Consider the following 21,326-nt stretch of genomic DNA (forward strand, 5'->3'; position numbering starts at 1 on the left):
CGTTTATAAGTTTAGCCATAACTCCAAACTCATCATTAGATTTTAAGCTTATAGCTTTAGGATTATCATTTTTATGGTTTAAGAAGTCAAAGAAGTCTTTGAGACCGTTTTCTATGGATTTAATAGCTTTTAGAAGATATGATTTGCTAATTAATAGTATCAAACTTGAAAGTATGATGATAGTGATGATAAATACGGTAAATCCCATAGTAAGTACATTAACATCATTAGCAAAACTATCTGATGTACTTTTATCTCTAATCACCAAACTAGCTAGCTGTTTTTCTAGCAGATCTCTATATTCTCTCCATATAGGCGTTATTTCTTGGACGTCTTCTATGGTAATGTTTTGGTTATTTTTTGCTTTATTTATAGAACTTCTATAAAACGACGTTAATTTGCTAAAAATTTCATCTGTTTGCAGCTTAGTAGTACCTAATAATTTTTTATATTCTTCTCTGTTTGTAACTAGATCATTAACGCTATTTTCTAGTATTGTCAAGGTATTTTTATCTTCAGGAATAATATATAAATTCCTTATATTAAGTCCCGCTCTTTCACCATCGATAATATTTTTATATATTAAAACATATTCGTTCTTGGTCTCTTCTGACTCGTTAAACGATGCATTTACTTTAGAAATAAAAATTTCAACTACGACAAAACATGCGATTAGCATTGCCATTATAATGGCGATAATCGCCATAACCTTACTATTTATAGATTTCAACATACATCCTTTTTTTATTAATTTTTTTAATCTTTATATTTAAAAATAATTATACATATAATATAATTCTATATAAAATTATTAATAATAATTATAACAAAATATTTATAAATATCGCTTAAATATTAAAAATTCGCTATATAGTTAGCATCTGGTAATAAATTTAAAATATCTTGTATTAAATTTATTACCAATTTATTTTTTGGATATATTTTAATAATTATGAATAATTTATAACGTAGTATATATAAAATCGTAATATTTTATTATTTTTAAATTTAGAAAAATGGTGGATAAATTTAATATATTTAGATAGTCCGACTTGTTGTCGGACTAAGAAAATTAAAGCATCATAGGAGCAACGATAAATCCAAGAGCTACTGATATAGCTATGGCTAAAATTCCAGGAACTAAGAAAGCGTGGTTGAATATATATTTTCCTATTCTTGTTGTACCTGTATCGTCCATTTGAACAGCACCTAACAATGTTGGATAAGTAGGGAGGACAAATAGAGCTGAAACTGCTGCAAATGAAGCTACAACGATATAAATTTGACCGCTGTTTTCAGGAGTAATTCCTAGAGCTAAAATAACTGCAGGGATGATCGCTTTTGCGGTTGCTGCTTGAGAATAAAGTAACATTGAAGCAAAAAATAGTGCAACTGAAAGCAAGAACGGATATTTACCGACTAGCTCAGAAGCAAATCCTTTAATTCCTTCAATGTGTCCACTAACAAAAGTATCGCCAAGCCAAGCCACACCAAGTACGCACACGCAAGCTACCATACCTGATTTAAATACGCTTGATTGAACTAAAGTATCTGTTCTAACTTTGCAAATTATAACAATAAGCGTAGCTATAGTAAGCATAAAGCTGATGATAGCGTGATCTCTACCAAGTATAACAGGGTCGATTAATCCTACGTTTTTTGATATAGCAGTTGCATAGAAAACTACTGCTAAAACGCCGATTAAAAATATAGCAACTGAAGTTTTGGCAGATTTTGATATCTCTTTATACTCAGCACCTTTTACTTCTTTGACAAGACCGTCTTTTAATCTTTGTTGATATACGGGATCTTTGTCAAGGTCAAGATTCCAAAATGTACTAACGATAAACGAAGTAATCATACAACCGATGAATGTTGTAGGAATACAAATAGCTAAAAGCATAGGATATGAGCAGCCAAGTGGTTCAAGTACGCCGCTCATAAATACAACCGCAGCCGAAACCGGACTTGCTGTGATAGCGATTTGGCTTGCAACAACTGCTATACTAAGAGGTGCTGCAGGTTTTATATTTTGACCTTTTGCAACTTCAACAATAACTGGTATCATAGAAAATGCAGTGTGACCCGTACCGGCAAATATAGTTAAAAAGTAAGTAACTGTAGGAGCTAAATAGTTGATATATTTTGGATTTTTTCTTAATAATTTCTCAGCTATTTGAACTAAATAATCAAGTCCACCTGCCATTTGCATCGCTGTGATAGCCGCGATAACCGACATAATTATAAGTATAACATCCCATGGAATACTACCTGGCTTCATACCTAAAACAAGGGCTAAAACAACAACGCCAAGACCTCCGGCGTAGCCTATACCCATACCTCCGAGCTTAACACCCAAGAATATCGCTCCAAATAGAACGATAACTTGTAGAATAATCATAATGTCCATAAAAAGATCCTTTTTATTTTTTATGCTTTATGACGACTGTTTAAAGTCACCTAAAGCAACAAATACCAAAATTACTACCTTGCAAAAGCAAGGTAAATTCAATACTTTTAGCGTAAAATCGCTATTTTAAAATTTAAAAAATTAGTTTTTAAATTTGCTTTTATCTTCATTTGTCATATGAGGATTTAGCATATTTTCCGGACGTAAAATATCATCTATTTGATCTTGAGTTAAAAGTCCTCTTTCAAGTGCGATAGATGCTACGCTCTTTCCTGTACTTAAAGCTTCTTTTGCTATGCTAGCACTGTTTTCATAACCGATATATGGGTTAAATGCTGTAACGATACCGATTGAGTTATAAACAAAATCAGAACAAACTTTCTCATTTGCAGTGATGCCGTCAACGCATTTTGTAGCTAGAGTACGGCAAGCTTTTTTAAGCATTGCGATAGAGTTAAACAGACTATAAGCGATAACTGGTTCAAATACGTTTAGTTGAAGTTGTCCGCCTTCGCTAGCTAGAGTTACAGTTACGTCATTACCGATAACTGCGAAACAAACTTGATTTACTACTTCAGGGATAACAGGATTTACTTTGCCTGGCATAATGCTTGAGCCCGGTTGCATTTTTGGTAAGTTTATCTCGTTTAGTCCGCATCTTGGGCCGCTGCTTAAAAGTCTTAAGTCATTACAAATTTTGCTTAGTTTTGTACTAACTCTTTTTAAAACGCCTGAAATTTGAACATAAGCGCCTGTGTCTTGAGTAGCTTCTATAAGGTTACCAGCAGTGATGAATGGACGTTTTGTTACTTCTTGAAGTTTTGTCTCGACTACTTTTGGATAGTCTGGGTGAGAGTTGATACCTGTACCGATAGCTGTTCCGCCTAGGTTTATCTCGCGTACTAAGTTTCTAGCTTCTCTTACACGGTCGATATCTTCGCCAAGCATGATAGCAAAAGTTTTAAACTCTTGACCTAAAGTCATAGGAACTGCGTCTTGAAGTTGAGTTCTGCCCATTTTTAAAACGTCTTTAAACTCTTCTGCTTTTTTTTCAAAGCTGTCTTTTAAGAGATGCATAGCTTCTGTTAATTCACAAAGTCTTTCATAAATAGCAACTCTTAAAGCTGTTGGATAAGCATCGTTTGTACTTTGACTTAAATTTACGTGATCGTTTGGATGGCAGTATTGATACTCGCCTTTTTTGTGTCCCATAAGCTCAAGTGCGATGTTAGCTATAACTTCGTTTGCGTTCATATTTGTACTTGTTCCCGCGCCGCCTTGTATCATATCTACTACAAATTGATTGTTGTATTTTCCACTAGCAACAAGGTCGCAAGCCTCACAAATAGCATTTTTGATCTTTGCATCAAGTAAACCAAGATCGAAGTTTGCAAGTGCTGCTGCTTTTTTAACTTGAGCAAGAGCTACTATAAAATTTGGAAAGTTGCAAATGCGTTCGTGAGTAATATTGAAGTTCTCTACAGCTCTAAATGTTTGAACTCCATAATAAACGTCTTCTGCTATTTCTAGCTCGCCTATGAAGTCGTGTTCTTTTCTTGTACCCATGATATGTCTCCTATATTTTTTTATCAATGACATTATAATGTTGATTGAATGAATTTAATCTTAAATATTAAAAAACATAGTAAAAGCGCGACAGATTCATAGTTATGTATTATTATTTAATGTTTTAAAAGCAGGTTGTTCATAAACTTTAAATATCGAAAATAGGGCTTTTGATAAACAATTTAATATTAAATTTATAAATAAAATCTTAAATATATAACATAAATTCATAATTTAAATTACAAAATTATCTATATATTTGAGACAAATATTTCAAGTTCTTTTGAATTACCAAAAAGCAAAACTACATCATCATTTTTTAAAACTAAAAACTCGCCTATTTCATATTCCCATCTATTTTCTCGTTTAAAGGCTATTATTTTTAGATCTGATTTTGATCTGCTTAAAAGATCGCCGGCGGCTATATTTGCGTATTGCGCGGTAATTTTAAATCTAGCTATTTTCATAGTATTTGTTACGTCTATGACTTCAAATTTAGGATTTAAAGAGAAGCTTTTTACAAGCCTTTTTGCTGCGTCCCTTTCAGGATAAATAACTCTATCCGTGCCTATTTTGGATAGAATTTTGCCGTGAATTAGAGTGTATGCTTTTGCGATAACCTCTTTTACTCCTATTTCTTTTAAAGCCATAACGCTTAGTATAGAAGCTTCTATGTTTTTTCCTATACTTACTATGGCTGTATCTACTTCTGCGATACCTGCGTCTTTTAAAGAATTTATATCGGTAGTGTCGATGATAAATAAATTCTCGCAAATTCCTCTAAATTCTTTTATGCTATCTTCATTTTTATCTACGGCTATGACTTGCTCACCGTTTTCTATAAGTCCTTTTGCCACGTGCGATCCAAATTTACCAAGGCCGATAACAGCGTAAGTTTTCATAATACCACTCCTTCTTCTGGATATTTAATACTATTATTTTTACTTTTTCTAAAAAGAGCCATGCTAAAAACCAACACCCCGACTCTTCCCATAAACATCAAGACTATTATATAAAATTTACCAAAATCACTAAATTTAGCCGATAACGATAAGCTTTCGCCATCTCCGGTGCTTACTCCAACAGTGCCAAATGCAGAGCAAATTTCAAATAATAAAGGCAAAAAATATCTATTTTCTTTATCATCTGTAGTACTTAGTATGATCGTAGAAATAATAATATAAAATACCGCTATAACGAAGATCAAAAATGATTTTTTTACGATATTTTCCGGAATAGTTCTTTGAAATATAACAGTTTCTTTATCTCTTAAAGAGCAGTAAGCATATATAAGAAGCACTGCAACCGTAGTTATCTTTATACCTCCAGCAGTACCTCCTGGAGCTGCTCCTATGATCATCAACAAAGATGAGAAAAATAGACTTTGATCATGCAAAGAGCCAAGATCTATCGTATTAAATCCTGATGTTCTAAGATTTACCGATACAAAAAACGAACTAAGTAGCTTATGAAACCAGTTTAAAGAGCCTATGCTTTTTGAATTTTCCCATTCAAATATCAGCAATACAGCCATACCGAGCAATATGCAAATAATAGTTGCTATTAAAACTATTCTTGTATGTATGCTTATCCTAGAACTCTTTTTATAGTAGTTAAAACACTCGCTAAGCACTAAAAATCCAAGTCCGCCTAGTATAACTAAAAAGCATATTGTGATATTTAGTACAAAATTATCTCTGTACTCTGCAAGATTGTATTCAAATATACTAAATCCGGCATTATTAAACGCTGAAATGGAGTGAAATACTCCTGCCCAAACCGCTTTTTTGAACGGCATATCAAGCATAAAATTTAAAGTAAGAATCACGGCCCCTATGATTTCTATGCAAGCAGTAAAAACAAAAATCTTTTTTAGATATTTTATAATACCTTGCATATTTGGGTAGTCAAGCGACTCTTTTAGCAGCATTTTACCTTTGAAATCAACTTTTTTACCTATAAGTAAAAATAAAAATCCGGCTAAACTCATATAGCCAAAACCGCCTGCTTGTATCAAAGCTAGTATAATCCCTTGTCCGTATCCGCTAAAATCTGTCGCGGTATTTGCAGTTATAAGACCTGTTACGCAGACTGCAGAAGTAGCCGTAAAAAGTAGATCTATAAATGATATAGGTTTTAAACGCATGATATCAAAACTCAGAATTATAGCTCCTATAAAAGCTAAGAGTATGTAGCTTGCTAAAATAGTGCTAAATATTTTATTCACTTACTGCGCCTTATCGCTGAGTAGCACCGCTATAAATTTAGTTTTAGGACTTTCGTTTAGGGCTATTTTTATGCTCATAGTAAGAGGAACTGCCAAAAACATTCCGCCGATACCGAGCAAAAATCCCCAAAAAAGTAGACTTAAAATTACTACAAGAGTTGATATCCCAAGTCCGGCGCCTAGAAATTTCGGCTCTATAAAGTTACCTATGGATATATTTACTACTAAATATATAATACTAAGCCACAATGTATCGCTTAAATCATTTACTAAAAGCGACATTAAAATAGCAGGAATCGCCGCTATAATAGATCCTATAGTAGGAATATAGTTAAATATAAACGCCAAAACAGCCCACAAAGGTGCGTAAGGTACTCCAAAATATACTAAAAACAGCCACAAAATAAGACCAGTAGCGATAGAAGATATGGTTTTTATAGCAAGGTATTTTTTTAAATTTGAAATAAAGCTATTTGCTATATTGTGCATAGACATATGTTTTTTGGCAAAATACTCAACTTTATCTTTAAAAACTTGAGTTTCTACGAGCATAAAAACTACTAGCAAAAAGACCAAAAACGACTTTGTGACTATTTCGCTAGTTTGTCTTAAGATAGTACTTGTTGTAGAAAATATCTTATTTGTATCTATGCTTTCTAACACAAAACTATTTATTTTTATTATTTCATACGAGTTTAGCCATTCTACTGTTTTATCTATAAATATCCTAAATTGCATTTGATACTCAGGCAGTGAGCTGCTAAATCCGTTTAGCGCACTTGATACCACATTTCCCAAAAACCATAAAATTCCTATAAATATAGCTATAAGCAGTATAAATGAGATTGTTCGGCGTATCTTTAATCTTTGCATAAACTCAAGTACGGGCGAAATAGCTATAGCTATAAAAACAGCAAGAAAAAACGGCACTACGATGGCACTTGCTGCTGCAAGACCCGTTGCTATTATTACAAAGCTTGCTATAGATATTAATGTTAGCTGGTATTTCAAATTTTATTCCTTTAAAAATGCAAAAATCCTACCTGCATTTAGCTTAAGAAATAATTAATACATTAAGGCGGCGTTTGTCTATTTTAAAAGCATTACATAAACATTTTTAGATATAATTAGATAAATTGCCATATTATAAGGAATAGCATGAAAGTTCTTAGTTTAGCAAGTATTCTATCATTTCAAGCACCAAATTTGCTAGAAACTTTTAAAAATGATGATATTTTAGTTATTAGTCCATTAGACGATGATATAAACGCTAAGTTTGTTAAGTGCGAGATAGGAAGCCTTAGTTATGTTTTAGCACTTATTTGCAAAGATTTGTTTGACGATGAGTTTTTTGACTCTCTTGATGAGGGTTATTTAAGCGGCGAGAGTAACGTCGGGGAAGAGGAACTCCCTAGTATTTGCGATTTTATAAAAAATTGCAGAGTCATCATCGTTTCGCCAGAGGTTTTAAATAGTATAAATTCTCAACAAATACGAGCTATGTTAAATTTGCTAAGCAGTTCTTTTGGCATTAGAATTATAAATTTAAATGGCGATGATTTGAATTTAGACGGCGTTTTAAATGAATTTGATGAGCTTTCTAATTTTGATGGAGCCGTGATTTTTACTCATTCTAAATTTAATGAGTTTAGAGGCGGAGAGTATTTTAAAGTAGCCGCAAAGTTGCGCGATGGCGATAGCATAACTGTAAAAACGATTAAAAAATATGTAAAAACTCAGTTTAGATTAGATAAAAATATCAAAGGTACGGTTGGATTTTTAGGAAGCGATGGGCTTGATTATTCTTATGAAATTTTAAATATTACAAAATAATTTTCAAAAGATCTGTTTTAAGGAAAAACTATATAGCCGATATAGGGCTTAATATAGCATAAATTTATATACACAAATTTAAGGAAAACTATGAAAGATAAAGAGCTAAATCAAGATGAAAAACAGTTTCTAAAGCTAAACGATAAATTGGCAGGTCAAATCACTGAGCGCAAGGAAATAACAACTTTTGATAGAAATATAGTAGCTATTATGAGTTATAGTCCACGTCTTGCTCAGATGCTTTTTGACCTAAAAGAGAATAAAAAATTCGGCGTATTTATGGGAAAAGATCCTCTTGATATAAATATCATAAATTTGGAAACCAAAAAATATCTTTATGAAAGTCCGGCAAAAGAGGTTGAAGAGAAAATTATTAGTTTTGAAGAGGATCATAGTCGTTATAAAGTTCTTTTCTTCTACGGTATAGGAAATGGAATATTTTTAAAGTCTCTTTTGGGCAATCCGTCTCACACTAGAATTATAGTTTTTGAACCTGAGATTGAGATACTTTTTATAACTCTTAGTCTTATAGATTTTTCTCAAGATATTTACAGTGAACGATTTATAATATTTTATCCCAATCTCGTGAGATTTATAGAGCTTTATACTTTATCTAAATTCGGAGATGTTATGACGAGTTCAAGACTTTATAATCTTCATATCACAAATAACTTTTATAACCAAAGCCATTATGCGAATGATATTATAAAAATAAATAAAGAAATGATAAAAGCGATAAAACAGGTATTTTTAGAACAAGGAAATGATTCTAGAGATACTCTTATAGGAATAAAACATACTACAAAACATATACCTATAGTATTTGATAGTTTTCCTATAAAAAATGTGATAAAAAAAAGAAAATCTAAAGTAAAAACAGCTGTTATAGTAGCTACCGGTCCGTCTCTTTTTAAACAGCTCAAAACTCTTAAAAAAATCGCTCCATACGTAACTATCATATCTATAGATGCTTCTTATCCTATACTTAAAAAGCATGGCATAAAGCCGGATTACGTCTCTTCTATAGAACGCGTAGAGCTTACATCTAAATTTTTTAAAGATCCAGTAAGTGAATTTGATGATGGAATTTTATTTGTTACTGCATCTTTAACGCATGAAAAAACAATTGAAAATTTAAAAGGTAGAGATACTTCTTATGTATTTAGACCTTTGCACTATGAAAAAGGATTTAAGGACGAAACATTTGGCTATATGGGCGGTGGACCAAGTGCAGCTCACTTAGCTTTTGATATAGCCCTTACTTTAAATCATGAAAATATCGTTCTTATAGGTCAAGATTTAGCTTTTGGAGATGATGGAACTAGCCATTCAAAAGGTCATATATTTAGGACAACCGAGATAGACCCATGTGATACAAATGCTGAATTAGCGCCAAAATACGGTGGAGTCGGCGAGGTGATTACGACTACCGTTTGGAATCTTTTTAGAAATTACTTTGAACACTTTATACAATCAGCATCAAGAGCGGCTAAATTTACGGTTTATAATTGTACAGAAGGCGGTGCAAGGATAGTGGGTACAGTGGAAACTCCATTTAATGAAATAGCAGATATAGTTTTAAAAGAGGGTATAAAAAAGAAATTTATTCCAATTTACAAATTAAATGAGATTGCCAAAGAGCGTCATTTAAAGAAAGCTAGAAAACATATATATGCTATTATAAACTATGGAGAAAGATTGCAAAAAAAATCCGAAAAACTATTTTTAAAGATAGCTAAAGAAGTAGAAAAAGCAAAAAAATTAAAAGCAAAAAATCAAGCAGATAAGATAAACTATACAAAAATGCAAAATCTCTCTTTTGCTTTAGACGAGCTTAAAACAAATCTTAATGATGAGATATTTTTATCAGCTTTTTATGGATGTTGCGGAGCAGTACTTTTGCATCAAGAACTGGAATTAACAGTTATTGCAGTTAAAAGAGCTGACACCGAAGAAGAAAAAAAAGATAAGCTTTTTGAATGGATTTCATCTCAAAGCTACTGGTTATTTAGTTTAGCAGGAAATATCAACTTAGAGTTAGAAGAGATTAAAAAATCAGCCAAAGAGTGGCTATAACCAAAGGAATTTAATGATAAACGATCTTATAAAAGCATCTTATGATGAGGTTTTATACCGTTCAAATTCATACAATATGACTTGCATAGATAGGCTTTATGAAGTAGCCAAGATGCATGGACTCTCACCTAGAAATCCAGACAATGCTAGAGTTTTGGAGATCGGCTGCGCATCTGGAGGAAATATCATGGGTCAAGCTATAAATCATCCTAATTCGCACTTTATAGGTATCGATCTAAGCGATGAGCAAGTAAAGATAGGCAAAGAGGCTATTTGCTCAATAGGCATAAAAAATATCGAGCTTATCACTATGGATATCTGTGATCTTATAAGTATTTATAAAGACAAATTGAGTTTTGATTATATTATAGTTCATGGGGTTTATAGTTGGGTGCCAAATGAGGTAAGAGCTGCTATTTTAGAGAGTTCGCGCGAACTTTTAGATGATGATGGCGTTGCGCTTATTAGTTATAATACATATCCTGGTTGGAAGATAAATGAGATAACAAGAGATTTTATGCGTTTTTCAGCTGTAAATTCAGATAAACAAGATAAACTTCAAGCTGCTTTAAACGCTCTTAAATTTGAAAAAGCAGCATATGCTAGTACTAAAATATCTCCCGAACAAACTTATCAGATTCTAACAAGAGAGTTGAAATTAGACACTATAAACCAAATAGAAGAAACTAAAGATAAAGCCTATTTATACCACGAATATCTTGAGATTTTCAATCAGCCGTTTTATCTTAGTGATTTTGTGGCTGATTTAGAGGATTTTTTGCTCTGTTATATAGCAGATATGCAGTTTCACTTCTCATATGATGAATTTGTAAACCAAAGCGTAAAGGAGTATGCTAAATTGGCATATTCCGATCGTATATCAAAAGATCAGATGTTTGATTTTCTAAATTCAACCAAATTTCGCTCATCTCTTATCACAAAGAAGCAAAATGAGTACAAGCTTGTATTTGACGATGATAGTATTTTGAAAAATATATCTGATTTTCATTTGGTGTTAACTTCACAAGCTCCGCAATTAGCAGATAGAGCTAAAGGTCTTAGCCTTGAACCATTTGCAAAGACATTAGTAGAATCTTATCCAGGCAGTATTAGCGTAAAAGATGCCTTAAATCTTGTTGCGCCCAGTGAACTTATAAGGCACATATATGATATTATAGCTGTCACAAATTCTCTCATTGTTTCGCATAAGAGTATCTGTGATATATATTATAAGCCTGGAATTTCAAAGTTAAAAGAGGAATATATTGCGTATATTGGCTATTTTATAAATACTAATAGCGAAGCTTTATCATGCGCTACTCCTATGAATTTTATTTTAGGATTAAACAATATAGAAATGGAAATTTTGTTAATGTTCGATGGTAAAAATAGCCTTAAAGATATAACTAAATTTTTGAGTTCCAAATTTAAAAAGTTGAAATTAGTCCCTACCATAGAAAAAGATGGAATTACAAAAACTTTAAAGGAATCCAAAGAACAAGAACAATACTTTAAAGATGCAGTAGAAGCATTGGCGAAATATGCTAGAACAAACTATTTGCTAGAGAATATTTTATAATAACAATACAATAGCGAGTTTGTAACAATAATATTAATAAGTACATTTTGCCGGTTCTTTTTGTTGCTCGTAGTCGTAAAGCTTTTTACATAAAAATAAAAATTATTTAAAAGCTATAAACTTTTTAAGCCAAAGTGCGATATAGTTATTGAAGTTTTAGCAAGGACGCTAAAAATATTTAACTAAAAGGATTTAAGATGAGTTTTAGAATTAACACCAACATTGCCGCTATGAATGCCCATGCGAATGCAGTAGGAAACAACAGAAATTTATCAGGTTCATTAGGAAAACTTAGTTCAGGTTTAAGAATTCAAACTGCGGCTGATGACGCTTCAGGTATGACTATCGCCGATTCTCTAAGAAGTCAAGCTAATGCATTAGGTCAATCTATAAAAAATGGTAATGATGCTATCGGTATCGTTCAAACAGCAGATAAAGCTATGGATGAGCAGATCAAAATTCTTGATACTATCAAAACCAAAGCTGTACAAGCGGCTCAAGACGGTCAAAATGCAGACTCTAGACGTGCGCTTCAAAGTGACATAACTAGACTTCTTGAAGAGCTAGATAACATAGCAAACACAACTGCGTTTAACGGTCAACAACTACTAAACGGTAGTTTTAGTAATAAAAATTTCCAAATCGGTGCTTACTCAAATGAGACAGTAAAAGTAAGTATAGGTGCGACTAATTCAAATACTATAGGTCATACTAGATTTGAAACAAGCTCTAACGTAGTTTACACAAAAAATCTTGCTATAAGCGGTAATTCAGGTAGCTTTGCTTTCACTTTAAAAGGTATTGACGGTATAGCAGGAGGCGAGTATAAGTTTCAAGCTATAAGTTCTGGAGTATTTGCTTCTCAAGGTCTTGCAGCCGTAGCTAAACAGGTAAATGCTATTGCAGATAAAACAGGCGTAAAAGCTAGTGTAAATAATACACAAGTATTTAATGGAACTAAAGGTGTCGGTATCCAATCTGCAGCCGTAACAGATCTAAAGATAAACGGTGTTTCTATAGGTAATATAAAAGTTTCAAATTTAGATGCTGATAATGTTTTAATCGGTGCTATAAATAAAGTAAAAGAACAAACCGGAGTAGAAGCTAGTAAAGAAAATGGTAAATTGACTCTTACTGCTAGGGATGGTAGAGCTATACAAATTAACGGCGGTAATATATCAAGATTAGGTATAACACAGGCTAAAGGCGGTGCTAACGTATCATTTTTAGGTAAAATTTCATTTACTAGACAAGATGCTAGAGATATAATTATGACTTTTAGTGCTACTGGCGGACAAGCTAATACAAATGGGCTATCTGTTGCATTGTCTGCAAACCATATCAAAGAAGCTAGCGTTAGTTTAAAAACTATAAACGATAGCGTAATTTCAAGTAGTGTTGCAGCTGCTATGGGCTTCTTTCATGCTGGCGAAACTGCAGTAGATCAAAGAAACTCTGGTGTAAGCACTTACGCTGGTGCTCAAGCTATGATGAGCATTGCCGAAGCTGCTAGAAAAACTCTAGATAGCATTAGATCTGACCTGGGTTCTGTGCAAAATCAGCTAGTTAGTACTATAAACAACATTACTGTTACTCAAGTAAATGTTAAGTCGGCAGAAAGTCAAATCAGAGATGTCGATTTCGCTGAAGAGAGCGCAAACTTTTCTAAGTTCAACATCCTTGCTCAAAGCGGTAGTTACGCTATGAGTCAAGCTAACGCTGCGCAACAAAATGTTTTGAGATTGTTACAATAATCTCAAGCATTTCCTTGAAATATTCTTAGACTACTTCGATAGTTTAAGCTTATCTCTTCTAGGGAGGTTTCTCCCTAGATTCTATCAATTATTCTAAACAAGTACTTTTTATACTCTTTTACCGCTCTCGATTATACATATAAATTTTTGGAACGCATTTTGCTTTAATAGTCCAAACTAATTTTAAAAGGACTAAAAATGAGTTTTAGAATAAACACTAATATCGCAGCTATGAATGCTCACACAAATGCTGTGGTAAATGACAGATCTCTATCGGGTTCGCTCGGTAGGCTTAGTTCTGGTCTTAGGATCCAAACTGCGGCTGATGACGCTTCTGGTATGAGTATCGCAGATAGCCTTCGAGCTCAAGCTGCTGGTTTAGGTCAATCTATAAAAAATGCAAATGATGCCATCGGTATCGTTCAAACAGCAGATAAAGCTATGGATGAGCAGATCAAAATTCTTGATACTATCAAAACTAAAGCTATCCAAGCAGCCCAAGACGGTCAAACATCTGATTCAAGACGTGCGCTTCAAAGTGACATAACTAGACTTCTTGAAGAGCTAGATAACATAGCAAATACTACAAGTTTTAACGGTCAGCAACTACTAAACGGTAGTTTTAGCAATAAAGAATTTCAAATCGGTGCATATTCAAATGAAACGGTTAAAGTAAGTGTTGGTGCGACTAATTCAAACACTATAGGTCATACTAGATTTGAAACAAGCTCTAACGTAGTTTATTCAAAAGGTCTTGCACTAAGTGGAAATTCGGGCGGATTTACTTTTACATTAAAAGGTATTGACGGTATAGCAGGAGGCGAGTATAAGTTTCAAACTATAAGTTCTGGAGTATTTGCTTCTCAAGGTCTTGCCGCATTAGCCGCTCAAGTAAATACCGTAGCGGACAAAACAGGCGTAAAAGCTAGTGTAAATAATACACAAGTATTTAATGGAACTAAAGGTGTCGGTATCCAATCTGCAGCCGTAACAGATCTAAAGATAAATGGAGTTCCGATAGGTAATTTGGCTATAAAAAATGGCGATTCTGATAAAGTATTGATCGGTGCTATAAATAAAGTAAAAGAACAAACCGGAGTAGAAGCTAGTCTAGAAAACGGTAAATTGACTCTTACTGCTAGGGATGGTAGAGCTATACAAATTAACGGCGGTAATATATCAAGATTAGGTATAACACAGGCTAAAGGCGGTGCTAACGTATCATTTTTAGGTAAAATTTCATTTACTAGACAAGATGCTAGAGATATAATTATGACTTTTAGTGCTACTGGCGGACAAGCTAATACAAATGGGCTATCTGTTGCATTGTCTGCAAACCATATCAAAGAAGCTAGCGTTAGTTTAAAAACTATAAACGATAGCGTAATTTCAAGTAGTGTTGCAGCTGCTATGGGCTTCTTTCATGCTGGCGAAACTGCAGTAGATCAAAGAAACTCTGGTGTAAGCACTTACGCTGGTGCTCAAGCTATGATGAGCATTGCCGAAGCTGCTAGAAAAACTCTAGATAGCATTAGATCTGACCTGGGTTCTGTGCAAAATCAGCTAGTTAGCACGATAAATAATATTAGCGTTACTCAAGTAAATGTTAAGTCGGCAGAAAGTCAAATCAGAGATGTCGATTTCGCTGAAGAGAGCGCGAATTTCTCTAAATATAATATATTAGCTCAAAGCGGTAGTTACGCTATGAGTCAAGCTAATGCTGTTCAGCAAAATGTACTTAAATTATTACAATAATATAAGTCGTTTTTTGAGAAACTTTTTTAAGTTATTTGAGTAATTTATTTGAAGTATAGCGCATTTGTAGTCTCGTAAATATAACTCTAAAGTGGTATGTAAGTTCATTTTAGGGTTTGAGCATATTAAACTTACAAAACTCATTTAGAATTTCTAAAGTCCTTTTATCCCCATTTTATGGGGATATTTTGGTATTTTAATCTATAATGCGCTTTATATAAAATATCTCTTTATCTTCGTAGTAAATTTCAAAACCAAACTCTTTATATAAATTTATCGCTTTAAGATTATGCTTCAAAACTTTAGCTTTTATGGTTTTTAAATTTAAAGAATAAGCTAGTTTTATCATCTGATTCATTAGAACTTTCCCTACGCTTTTCGTACCTGGAGTTTTGTATAATCCAAACTCTGCTTGATTAGCGCTTATATCTACAAACGATATTACTGCGATAAAACTCTCATCATCGTATATCATAAAATACGCTTTGTCGTTTCTGAATTTCAAAGAACGCACAAAACTCAAGTGTTCATCAAAATTAAAATTGTTTCTTATGCAAAAAGCAGTAGTTTGTGGATCTGTGCGAGCTTTGAAAACAGCTAAAATTTCATCATTATTTAAATTTATAAAGTTTTTAACCCAGATCATAAATAGTCTTTAAGCGCATGTTTAAACAAAAAGTTCATTGTACGCTTTCTAACATCGTGTTTAGCCCATTAGCATCTAGCCACGCTTCATTTTTATCTGAACTATACTCAAACTCATCATCGACTTTTATGCCTTTTTCAAGAATTAAATTTTGACTGAAATTCGGTTCTGTTAAAAATTGTATAGATGGAGTAATCACATAATGATCGCTAAATTCATAAGTCAAGTGAGCATCGTCTTTGCTTATCATAGTTTCATGTAACTTTTCACCAGGCCTTATCCCGATAACTTTGATGTCTAAATTTGGAGCCAAAGCTTTAGCTAAATCGATCATTTTCATAGATGGAATTTTAGGTATAAATAATTCTCCTCCTTGCATTCTCTCAAAGTTTTTCAGTACGAATTTTACGCCATTTTCAAGAGTGATCCAAAATCTAGTCATTCTTGTATCTGTTATGGGGAGTTCTTTTGCGCCGTTCTTTATCAGTTTTTTAAATAACGGCACGACTGAGCCGCGTGATCCAACCACATTTCCGTAACGAACGACACTAAAACGAGTCGGTTTGCTTCCTGCTATGTTATTTGCAGCGATAAATAGTTTGTCACTTGCAAGTTTTGTCGCTCCGTATAAATTTACTGGATTGCAAGCTTTATCTGTACTAAGAGCGATGACTTTTTGAACACCGCATTCAAGGCTCGAGTTTATAACGTTTTGCGCTCCGCTTATGTTTGTTTTGATACATTCCATAGGATTGTACTCAGCTATAGGAACATGTTTCATAGCAGCAGCGTGAATAACGTAATCCACACCGTTCATCGCAGTTTTAAGGCGTTTTTCATCTCTTACGTCTCCGATAAAGTAGCGCATGCATTTTTGACCAAATTCACTTGCCATTTCGTACTGTTTTAGTTCGTCTCGTGAGTAGATTATTATTTTATTTGGTTTGTAATTTTGTAGCAATATTTGCGTATATTTTTTGCCAAAACTTCCGGTTCCGCCAGTTATCAAAATATTTTTGCCATTAAACATTTTTATTCCTTTATTTCATTATATCAAATTTAGAATTAAATTAAAAAATATCTATTTCAAGGTCGGTTTTTTGGTCGATTTCCAGCCAATTTTTAGGAGCAAATATTGCTTTGGCGTTATCAAATTTGTTTATAATTTCTGTTAAAAAAGATGTCATATATATATTTTTCCAATTTTTAGAATCATAATATCTATTTTTATCAAGATTGTCCCAAACGTCAAAAACACTGCTCAAAAAACTTTTGTTAAATTTAAAAAGTCCTATGTACTGAGCATCTATTTTATCTATATGCGTTACTTTTTTACCAAGCTCTTTTATAAATCCATCTTGTATTTCCATACTTTCAGCGTCGCTTAAAGGGTCGCTAAATCTCTGTTTCCAAAGTTCCAGCCAATTTTTATCCACCATAACAGAAAGTTCGTTTTTGCATGCTTTTAAAAGCTCTATAAACTCATAATCATAAATTATATCCGAGTAGCTTATGATTGTATCATCATCCATAAATTCCCTAGCGCAAAACATTGTATAGGTCATATTTGAACTAGCAAAATCCGTATTTTCATAGAGTTTTACTTTTTTAAAATTTGCATTTAAATAGTTTTTCAAAACTTCAAATTTATACCCTCCAACAACAGCTATATCGTTTATTCCGGCTTTTAAAAACGCGTTTAGTTGATAGCTTATAAGAGGCATATTTTTATATTCTACCAAACATTTTGGCCTATCTTTTGTTAGTTCTTCTAATCTGCTACCGAGTCCTGCTGCAAGAATAATCGCTTTCATTTAAGCTCCTTAAATATTTTAAAAATTTCCTTACTAGCCGCACTTAGAGTCTCTTCTCTCTCAAAATGCCACATGGCGCCGATTATTTTTTTATCGTTATTTATAAATGCTTCTACCGTATTGTCGCTACTTGTTGCGAGTATTTCACCGTTTAAGTTATATTCTATAGCCCAGTTGTGATATGAATTTACTTCAAATTTTTTTCCGTTTCGCCATAAAATTTCATGGACTCCTACGTGATTATCTATTTTTTTAAATTTAGCTCCTAATATATTTGCTAAACTTTGAGCACCTTTGCAAATGCCTAAAATAGGTAAATTTAGTTTCAAACACTCATTTAAAACTATTGTTTCAAACTCATCTCTAGCGGCGTTTATATCGTTTGATATCAAGCTATTTAAGTCATTTCCGCCACTTATTATAACTGCGTCAAGCTCTTTTAAATTCGGAGTTTTTCCATATATAAGCAAATTAGTTTTAAAACCGTTTTGTTCCAAAATAGGGCAAAATCTTAAATCTATAGCTTGCATAGTTTCGCCGTAACTGCTTTTTATAAGTTTTGAAATTACGCCTACTTTCATACTATTATTCTTTTATTCAGACAATCTAGCGTTATAATTTTTGCTTTTTTATATATGTTAAATCTATCCTCGCCGACTCCTATCGCCGCGGGTAACCCGAATTCATTTGATCGTACCGCCATATGCGAGTTTGCTCCTCCATAAGCTGTAATCAGGCCGGCTATTCCTTTACTAAATATAAAGTCATATCCGGGATCGGCTGAATTTATACAGACGATTTTACCGTTTAGATCACTATCATTTATTGAAGCGGTCATTGCTTGTACGCTCTTTTGAGTTATAAAATTTGGCTCATTTTCACCTAGAATAAATTCATAAATATCATCTTTATTGCAAATGAGCGGAGGCAAGTTAAGTGATTTTGTTATTTCAAATTCGGCTTTGTTTTTAGCGATGTTTGATAGTATTAGCTCTTTTGCAGATAAACTCTCAAGAGTCGTATAAAATCCAAGCAGTGTTTTTATATCTAAAAATGCAGCATCATCATTGCTAATTCCTAGTTTTAAAGCGTACTGCTTTATCTCATTTAGTGCAAGGCTGAGTGCTTTAGTAAATATAAACTTAGAACTCTCTCTGCTTGTTATAGCAAGAGCTAAGAACTCAAAAAGTTCGTTGGCGTCTATGTTAAATCCATGCTCTTTAAGCAAGGTATTTAGCGGCTTTGTATTTTTTAATTTAAACGGTTTTTTCTTTGAGACATTTTGGTTTGTTATTTTACTGTTTTTTGTAAAATACTCATCAAAACTCTCATCATATCTAGGGCTCGTGATATCATACGTATTTACTCTAAGATGCCCGTAGATTTTTAAAAAATCATCTTTTGTAAGTAAATTTATATCTCTTGCTAGACTGCTGCTTACCGTGCTAAGCGAGTTCAAGAACTCGTTTTTTTCACATTGCGATATAGCTCCTACTCTAGCTATGGAGTTCAAAACAGAAGTTGCTATAAATGCAGCGCGCGCTATACCGGCAAAACTAAGAGTTCCGTATCTTTTGCATTCTTCAATAAGCCAATAAATTTTATCTATACTTGCTAAATTTGAGCTTTTAAGCTCTTTTACTCTTTTGTCTAGTTCATTTATGCGCTCTAAATCTTTGTAAAATCTACTTTTTGGGCTTATTATATCAATCGTAAGATTTTTTAGAGAGTTTTTGATTTTTGTCTTTTCATCTGCCGAGAAATTATCCATATCTTTAAGTTTTTCATCTATATCGAATTCGTATGAGCTTAAAATAACCTCAAATTCGATTTTATCATGGTTTTGCGGACTGTTTTCTAACTTTTTTAACCAGTGATTTACTAGTTTTTCGCCTAGTTTATCGTCTATACTTTTTGGTAAAAATGAGTTAAAGCTAACTCTTGTATCTATATAGCAAAGTCCTGCAAAATCTATCATTAACGGAAATGAACGTAGATTTTTATAGCCGTAACTGTCTCTACCGTATGCCCAGATATTATCAGTGATAAGCTCCTTATAAAGGCTGATAGCAAGGCGTTTTGGGCGGAGTCCTAGGATTTCGGCCGGATTCCAATCTGGCATAATGCCAAAAATAGTTTTATCTCCTAGCAAATGAGGGCGTTTTAAGCTAAGTTTTTCAAATTTTTTAGCTATCATATCATGGATCAAGGTTAAATCATGCAAATTTTTGCTTTCATTTTTGACTATAGGACGTACTTGCAAAAGATAAAGCTCGTTTTTGCTAAAAGCAATTTCGATATCTATAAAAGCGTTATTATATAGATTTTCAAGTTCGTTTATCAAACAGATTATTTTTTTAAATTTAGGATTTTTGCTTACGTGGGATTTTAATATAACGGCCGTTCTAAAAAGTCCGTCGCCGTTTGTTAAATTTTTACTATCGCCGCTCTCATCATAGCTTATAGTGATGTAATTTGCATAGTTTAAAGCGCTCATGCAAACTGCAAAAAATTCTATATTTTCTAGCATCGGCTGGATAAAAATTTCATCATCATCATTTAAATAGCTAGCTACGTCTAAAAGAGCAGTTTTTAAATTTGAAGCAGTAACGCTTTGGAGAGTTTCAAACTCTCCTGCGTGAGACGAGCTGCTGCTATCTTCTAAACAAGATGAACTTCTTACGATTAATTTTGTGTTAAATTTAGATAAAATTTCATTCATAACAAAATCTAAATTTGACATTATATACTTCTTCTTGTAGATTATAAGCGGAAGTATTTTAGCTGATTTTAAAATCGGTTTTAGGATCTCTAAATTTCTAGCTTTGGTTTGAAATTTCATCTTACTTTTGTTACGCTCCAAGCTCTTGTAGTATAGCGTATGTCAAACTCTTTTGGAAGTTCGCTTCTAAGTTTAGAGCAGATGCGTTCAAATAGTTCGCTTCCTTCTTTTGTTTCTAAATCCCAAAAGCTATTTTTTACGCTTTTCCATGCTAAGATATAGTTTTCTATGCTTTGATGAAAGTAGAAGTCTTGCTCTATGTAAAATATATCTTTAAAAAGCTTAGAATGGGCTTCTAAAATCGGTCTTTGATCTTCACGCCTAACTCCGCCGCTATAATCTTTGATAAAGCTTTTTATAATATCTTGCGCTATTTTTTGTATAGGGTCATTTAGATCTCTGTGATTCCACATGGCGCTCATAACTCCGTCTTTTTTTAGGATTCTGTGTGCTTCTTTTAGTGCTATGTTTCTGTCCATAACATTAAAGCTAGATCCAAAAGTAACCCAATCAAATTTATCTTCCATTAGCGTCGTATCGGTGCCGTTTGCTCTTACCCACGTTACATTTGGCAGACGTTGTTCGCCTATACTTCTCATGGCGTCATTTGGTTCTACTGCAGTCACTTTTAGTCCTATTTCATCTAACATAAGACTTAAATTTCCGCTTCCAGCACCGATATCAGCTACGCTCATATTTCCATACCCCCCCCCATTTCGGCACGCATAAAATGCTAAAATATCAATTGCTTGTTTTGCGTAATTTGGTCTATATGAGTAGAATTCTGCGTGTTTTGTATAATCCCAATTTTGTTCTATTAGATCTTTTTGCATATTTTTTCCTTTTTTTTATTTTTATTTGCTTTAAACTATATTTTAAACTCG

The 21,326-nt window shown here is 33.1% G+C and carries 16 protein-coding genes and 1 pseudogene; 5 read left to right on the forward strand and 12 right to left on the reverse strand.

The annotated features are described in order from the left end of the window. The 6 genes and pseudogenes from RVY88_RS06120 to RVY88_RS06145 form a co-directional block, all read right to left on the reverse strand. Positions 1-730: pseudogene (locus tag RVY88_RS06120) on the reverse strand (chemotaxis protein); the annotation flags it as partial. Positions 731-1,072: 342 nt separating this feature from the next. Beyond that, positions 1,073-2,410 carry an anaerobic C4-dicarboxylate transporter gene (locus RVY88_RS06125; RefSeq protein ID WP_002850723.1) on the reverse strand — a complete coding sequence of 446 codons (1,338 nt, stop codon included), beginning with the start codon at positions 2,408-2,410 and terminating at the stop codon, positions 1,073-1,075. A gap of 141 nt (positions 2,411-2,551) precedes the next feature. Continuing rightward, positions 2,552-3,976, reverse strand: coding sequence for an aspartate ammonia-lyase (aspA, locus tag RVY88_RS06130; RefSeq protein ID WP_011732296.1), 1,425 nt, complete (start codon positions 3,974-3,976; stop codon positions 2,552-2,554). 251 nt (positions 3,977-4,227) lie between these two features. Then, the gene (locus RVY88_RS06135; RefSeq protein ID WP_002850721.1) at positions 4,228-4,878 is read right to left on the reverse strand and encodes a potassium channel family protein; all 651 of its coding nucleotides are present in this window, start codon (positions 4,876-4,878) and stop codon (positions 4,228-4,230) included. After that, complete coding sequence (locus tag RVY88_RS06140; RefSeq protein ID WP_162167490.1) at positions 4,875-6,203, reverse strand: TrkH family potassium uptake protein; 1,329 nt, start codon at positions 6,201-6,203, stop codon at positions 4,875-4,877. The genes RVY88_RS06135 and RVY88_RS06140 overlap by 4 nt, the downstream gene beginning before the upstream one ends. Next, on the reverse strand, positions 6,204-7,214 hold the full coding sequence (locus RVY88_RS06145) for an AI-2E family transporter (protein WP_002850719.1): 1,011 nt from the start codon (positions 7,212-7,214) through the stop codon (positions 6,204-6,206). A gap of 147 nt (positions 7,215-7,361) precedes the next feature. Here RVY88_RS06145 and RVY88_RS06150 point away from each other — a divergent pair, with 147 nt between their 5' ends. The 5 genes from RVY88_RS06150 (at position 7,362) to RVY88_RS06170 (ending at position 15,200) form a co-directional block, all read left to right on the forward strand. Further along, entirely contained in the window at positions 7,362-8,036 is a 675-nt protein-coding gene (locus RVY88_RS06150; RefSeq protein WP_162167491.1) for a hypothetical protein, read from the forward strand. Positions 8,037-8,126: 90 nt separating this feature from the next. After that, complete coding sequence (locus RVY88_RS06155) at positions 8,127-10,112, forward strand: motility associated factor glycosyltransferase family protein (protein ID WP_162167492.1); 1,986 nt, start codon at positions 8,127-8,129, stop codon at positions 10,110-10,112. Between the two features lie 13 nt (positions 10,113-10,125). Then, a complete protein-coding gene (locus RVY88_RS06160; protein WP_162167493.1) occupies positions 10,126-11,691 on the forward strand; it encodes a class I SAM-dependent methyltransferase in 1,566 nt (521 codons plus the stop codon). 197 nt (positions 11,692-11,888) lie between these two features. Then, positions 11,889-13,445, forward strand: a complete 1,557-nt coding sequence (locus tag RVY88_RS06165) for a flagellin B (protein ID WP_162167494.1) — start codon at positions 11,889-11,891, stop codon at positions 13,443-13,445. 198 nt (positions 13,446-13,643) lie between these two features. Beyond that, a complete protein-coding gene (locus tag RVY88_RS06170; RefSeq protein ID WP_317051277.1) occupies positions 13,644-15,200 on the forward strand; it encodes a flagellin B in 1,557 nt (518 codons plus the stop codon). Between the two features lie 196 nt (positions 15,201-15,396). On the opposite strand, the gene pseH is transcribed toward RVY88_RS06170, so the two are convergent. Genes pseH through RVY88_RS06200 form a run of 6 tightly spaced genes read right to left on the reverse strand, consistent with a single transcriptional unit; the run spans position 15,397 to position 21,275 of the window. Then, positions 15,397-15,846, reverse strand: coding sequence for a UDP-4-amino-4,6-dideoxy-N-acetyl-beta-L-altrosamine N-acetyltransferase (pseH, locus tag RVY88_RS06175; protein WP_162167496.1), 450 nt, complete (start codon positions 15,844-15,846; stop codon positions 15,397-15,399). A gap of 34 nt (positions 15,847-15,880) precedes the next feature. After that, positions 15,881-16,876 (reverse strand): UDP-N-acetylglucosamine 4,6-dehydratase (inverting), encoded by a 996-nt coding sequence (gene pseB, locus RVY88_RS06180; protein WP_002850705.1) that lies wholly within the window; start codon positions 16,874-16,876, stop codon positions 15,881-15,883. Between the two features lie 40 nt (positions 16,877-16,916). Next, the gene (locus tag RVY88_RS06185; protein WP_002850702.1) at positions 16,917-17,660 is read right to left on the reverse strand and encodes a sugar phosphate nucleotidyltransferase; all 744 of its coding nucleotides are present in this window, start codon (positions 17,658-17,660) and stop codon (positions 16,917-16,919) included. After that, positions 17,657-18,241, reverse strand: a complete 585-nt coding sequence (locus RVY88_RS06190) for a gamma-glutamyl-gamma-aminobutyrate hydrolase family protein (protein WP_002850700.1) — start codon at positions 18,239-18,241, stop codon at positions 17,657-17,659. The genes RVY88_RS06185 and RVY88_RS06190 overlap by 4 nt, the downstream gene beginning before the upstream one ends. Further along, entirely contained in the window at positions 18,238-20,502 is a 2,265-nt protein-coding gene (locus tag RVY88_RS06195; RefSeq protein WP_162167497.1) for a PEP-utilizing enzyme, read from the reverse strand. Before RVY88_RS06195 ends, RVY88_RS06190 begins: the two co-directional genes overlap by 4 nt. Next, the gene (locus RVY88_RS06200) at positions 20,499-21,275 is read right to left on the reverse strand and encodes a class I SAM-dependent methyltransferase (protein ID WP_011732288.1); all 777 of its coding nucleotides are present in this window, start codon (positions 21,273-21,275) and stop codon (positions 20,499-20,501) included. Before RVY88_RS06200 ends, RVY88_RS06195 begins: the two co-directional genes overlap by 4 nt. Positions 21,276-21,326: the final 51 nt, after the last annotated feature.

It is taken from the genome of Campylobacter sp. TJR-1 (assembly GCF_032840035.1).
GTDB lineage: Bacteria > Campylobacterota > Campylobacteria > Campylobacterales > Campylobacteraceae > Campylobacter > Campylobacter fetus.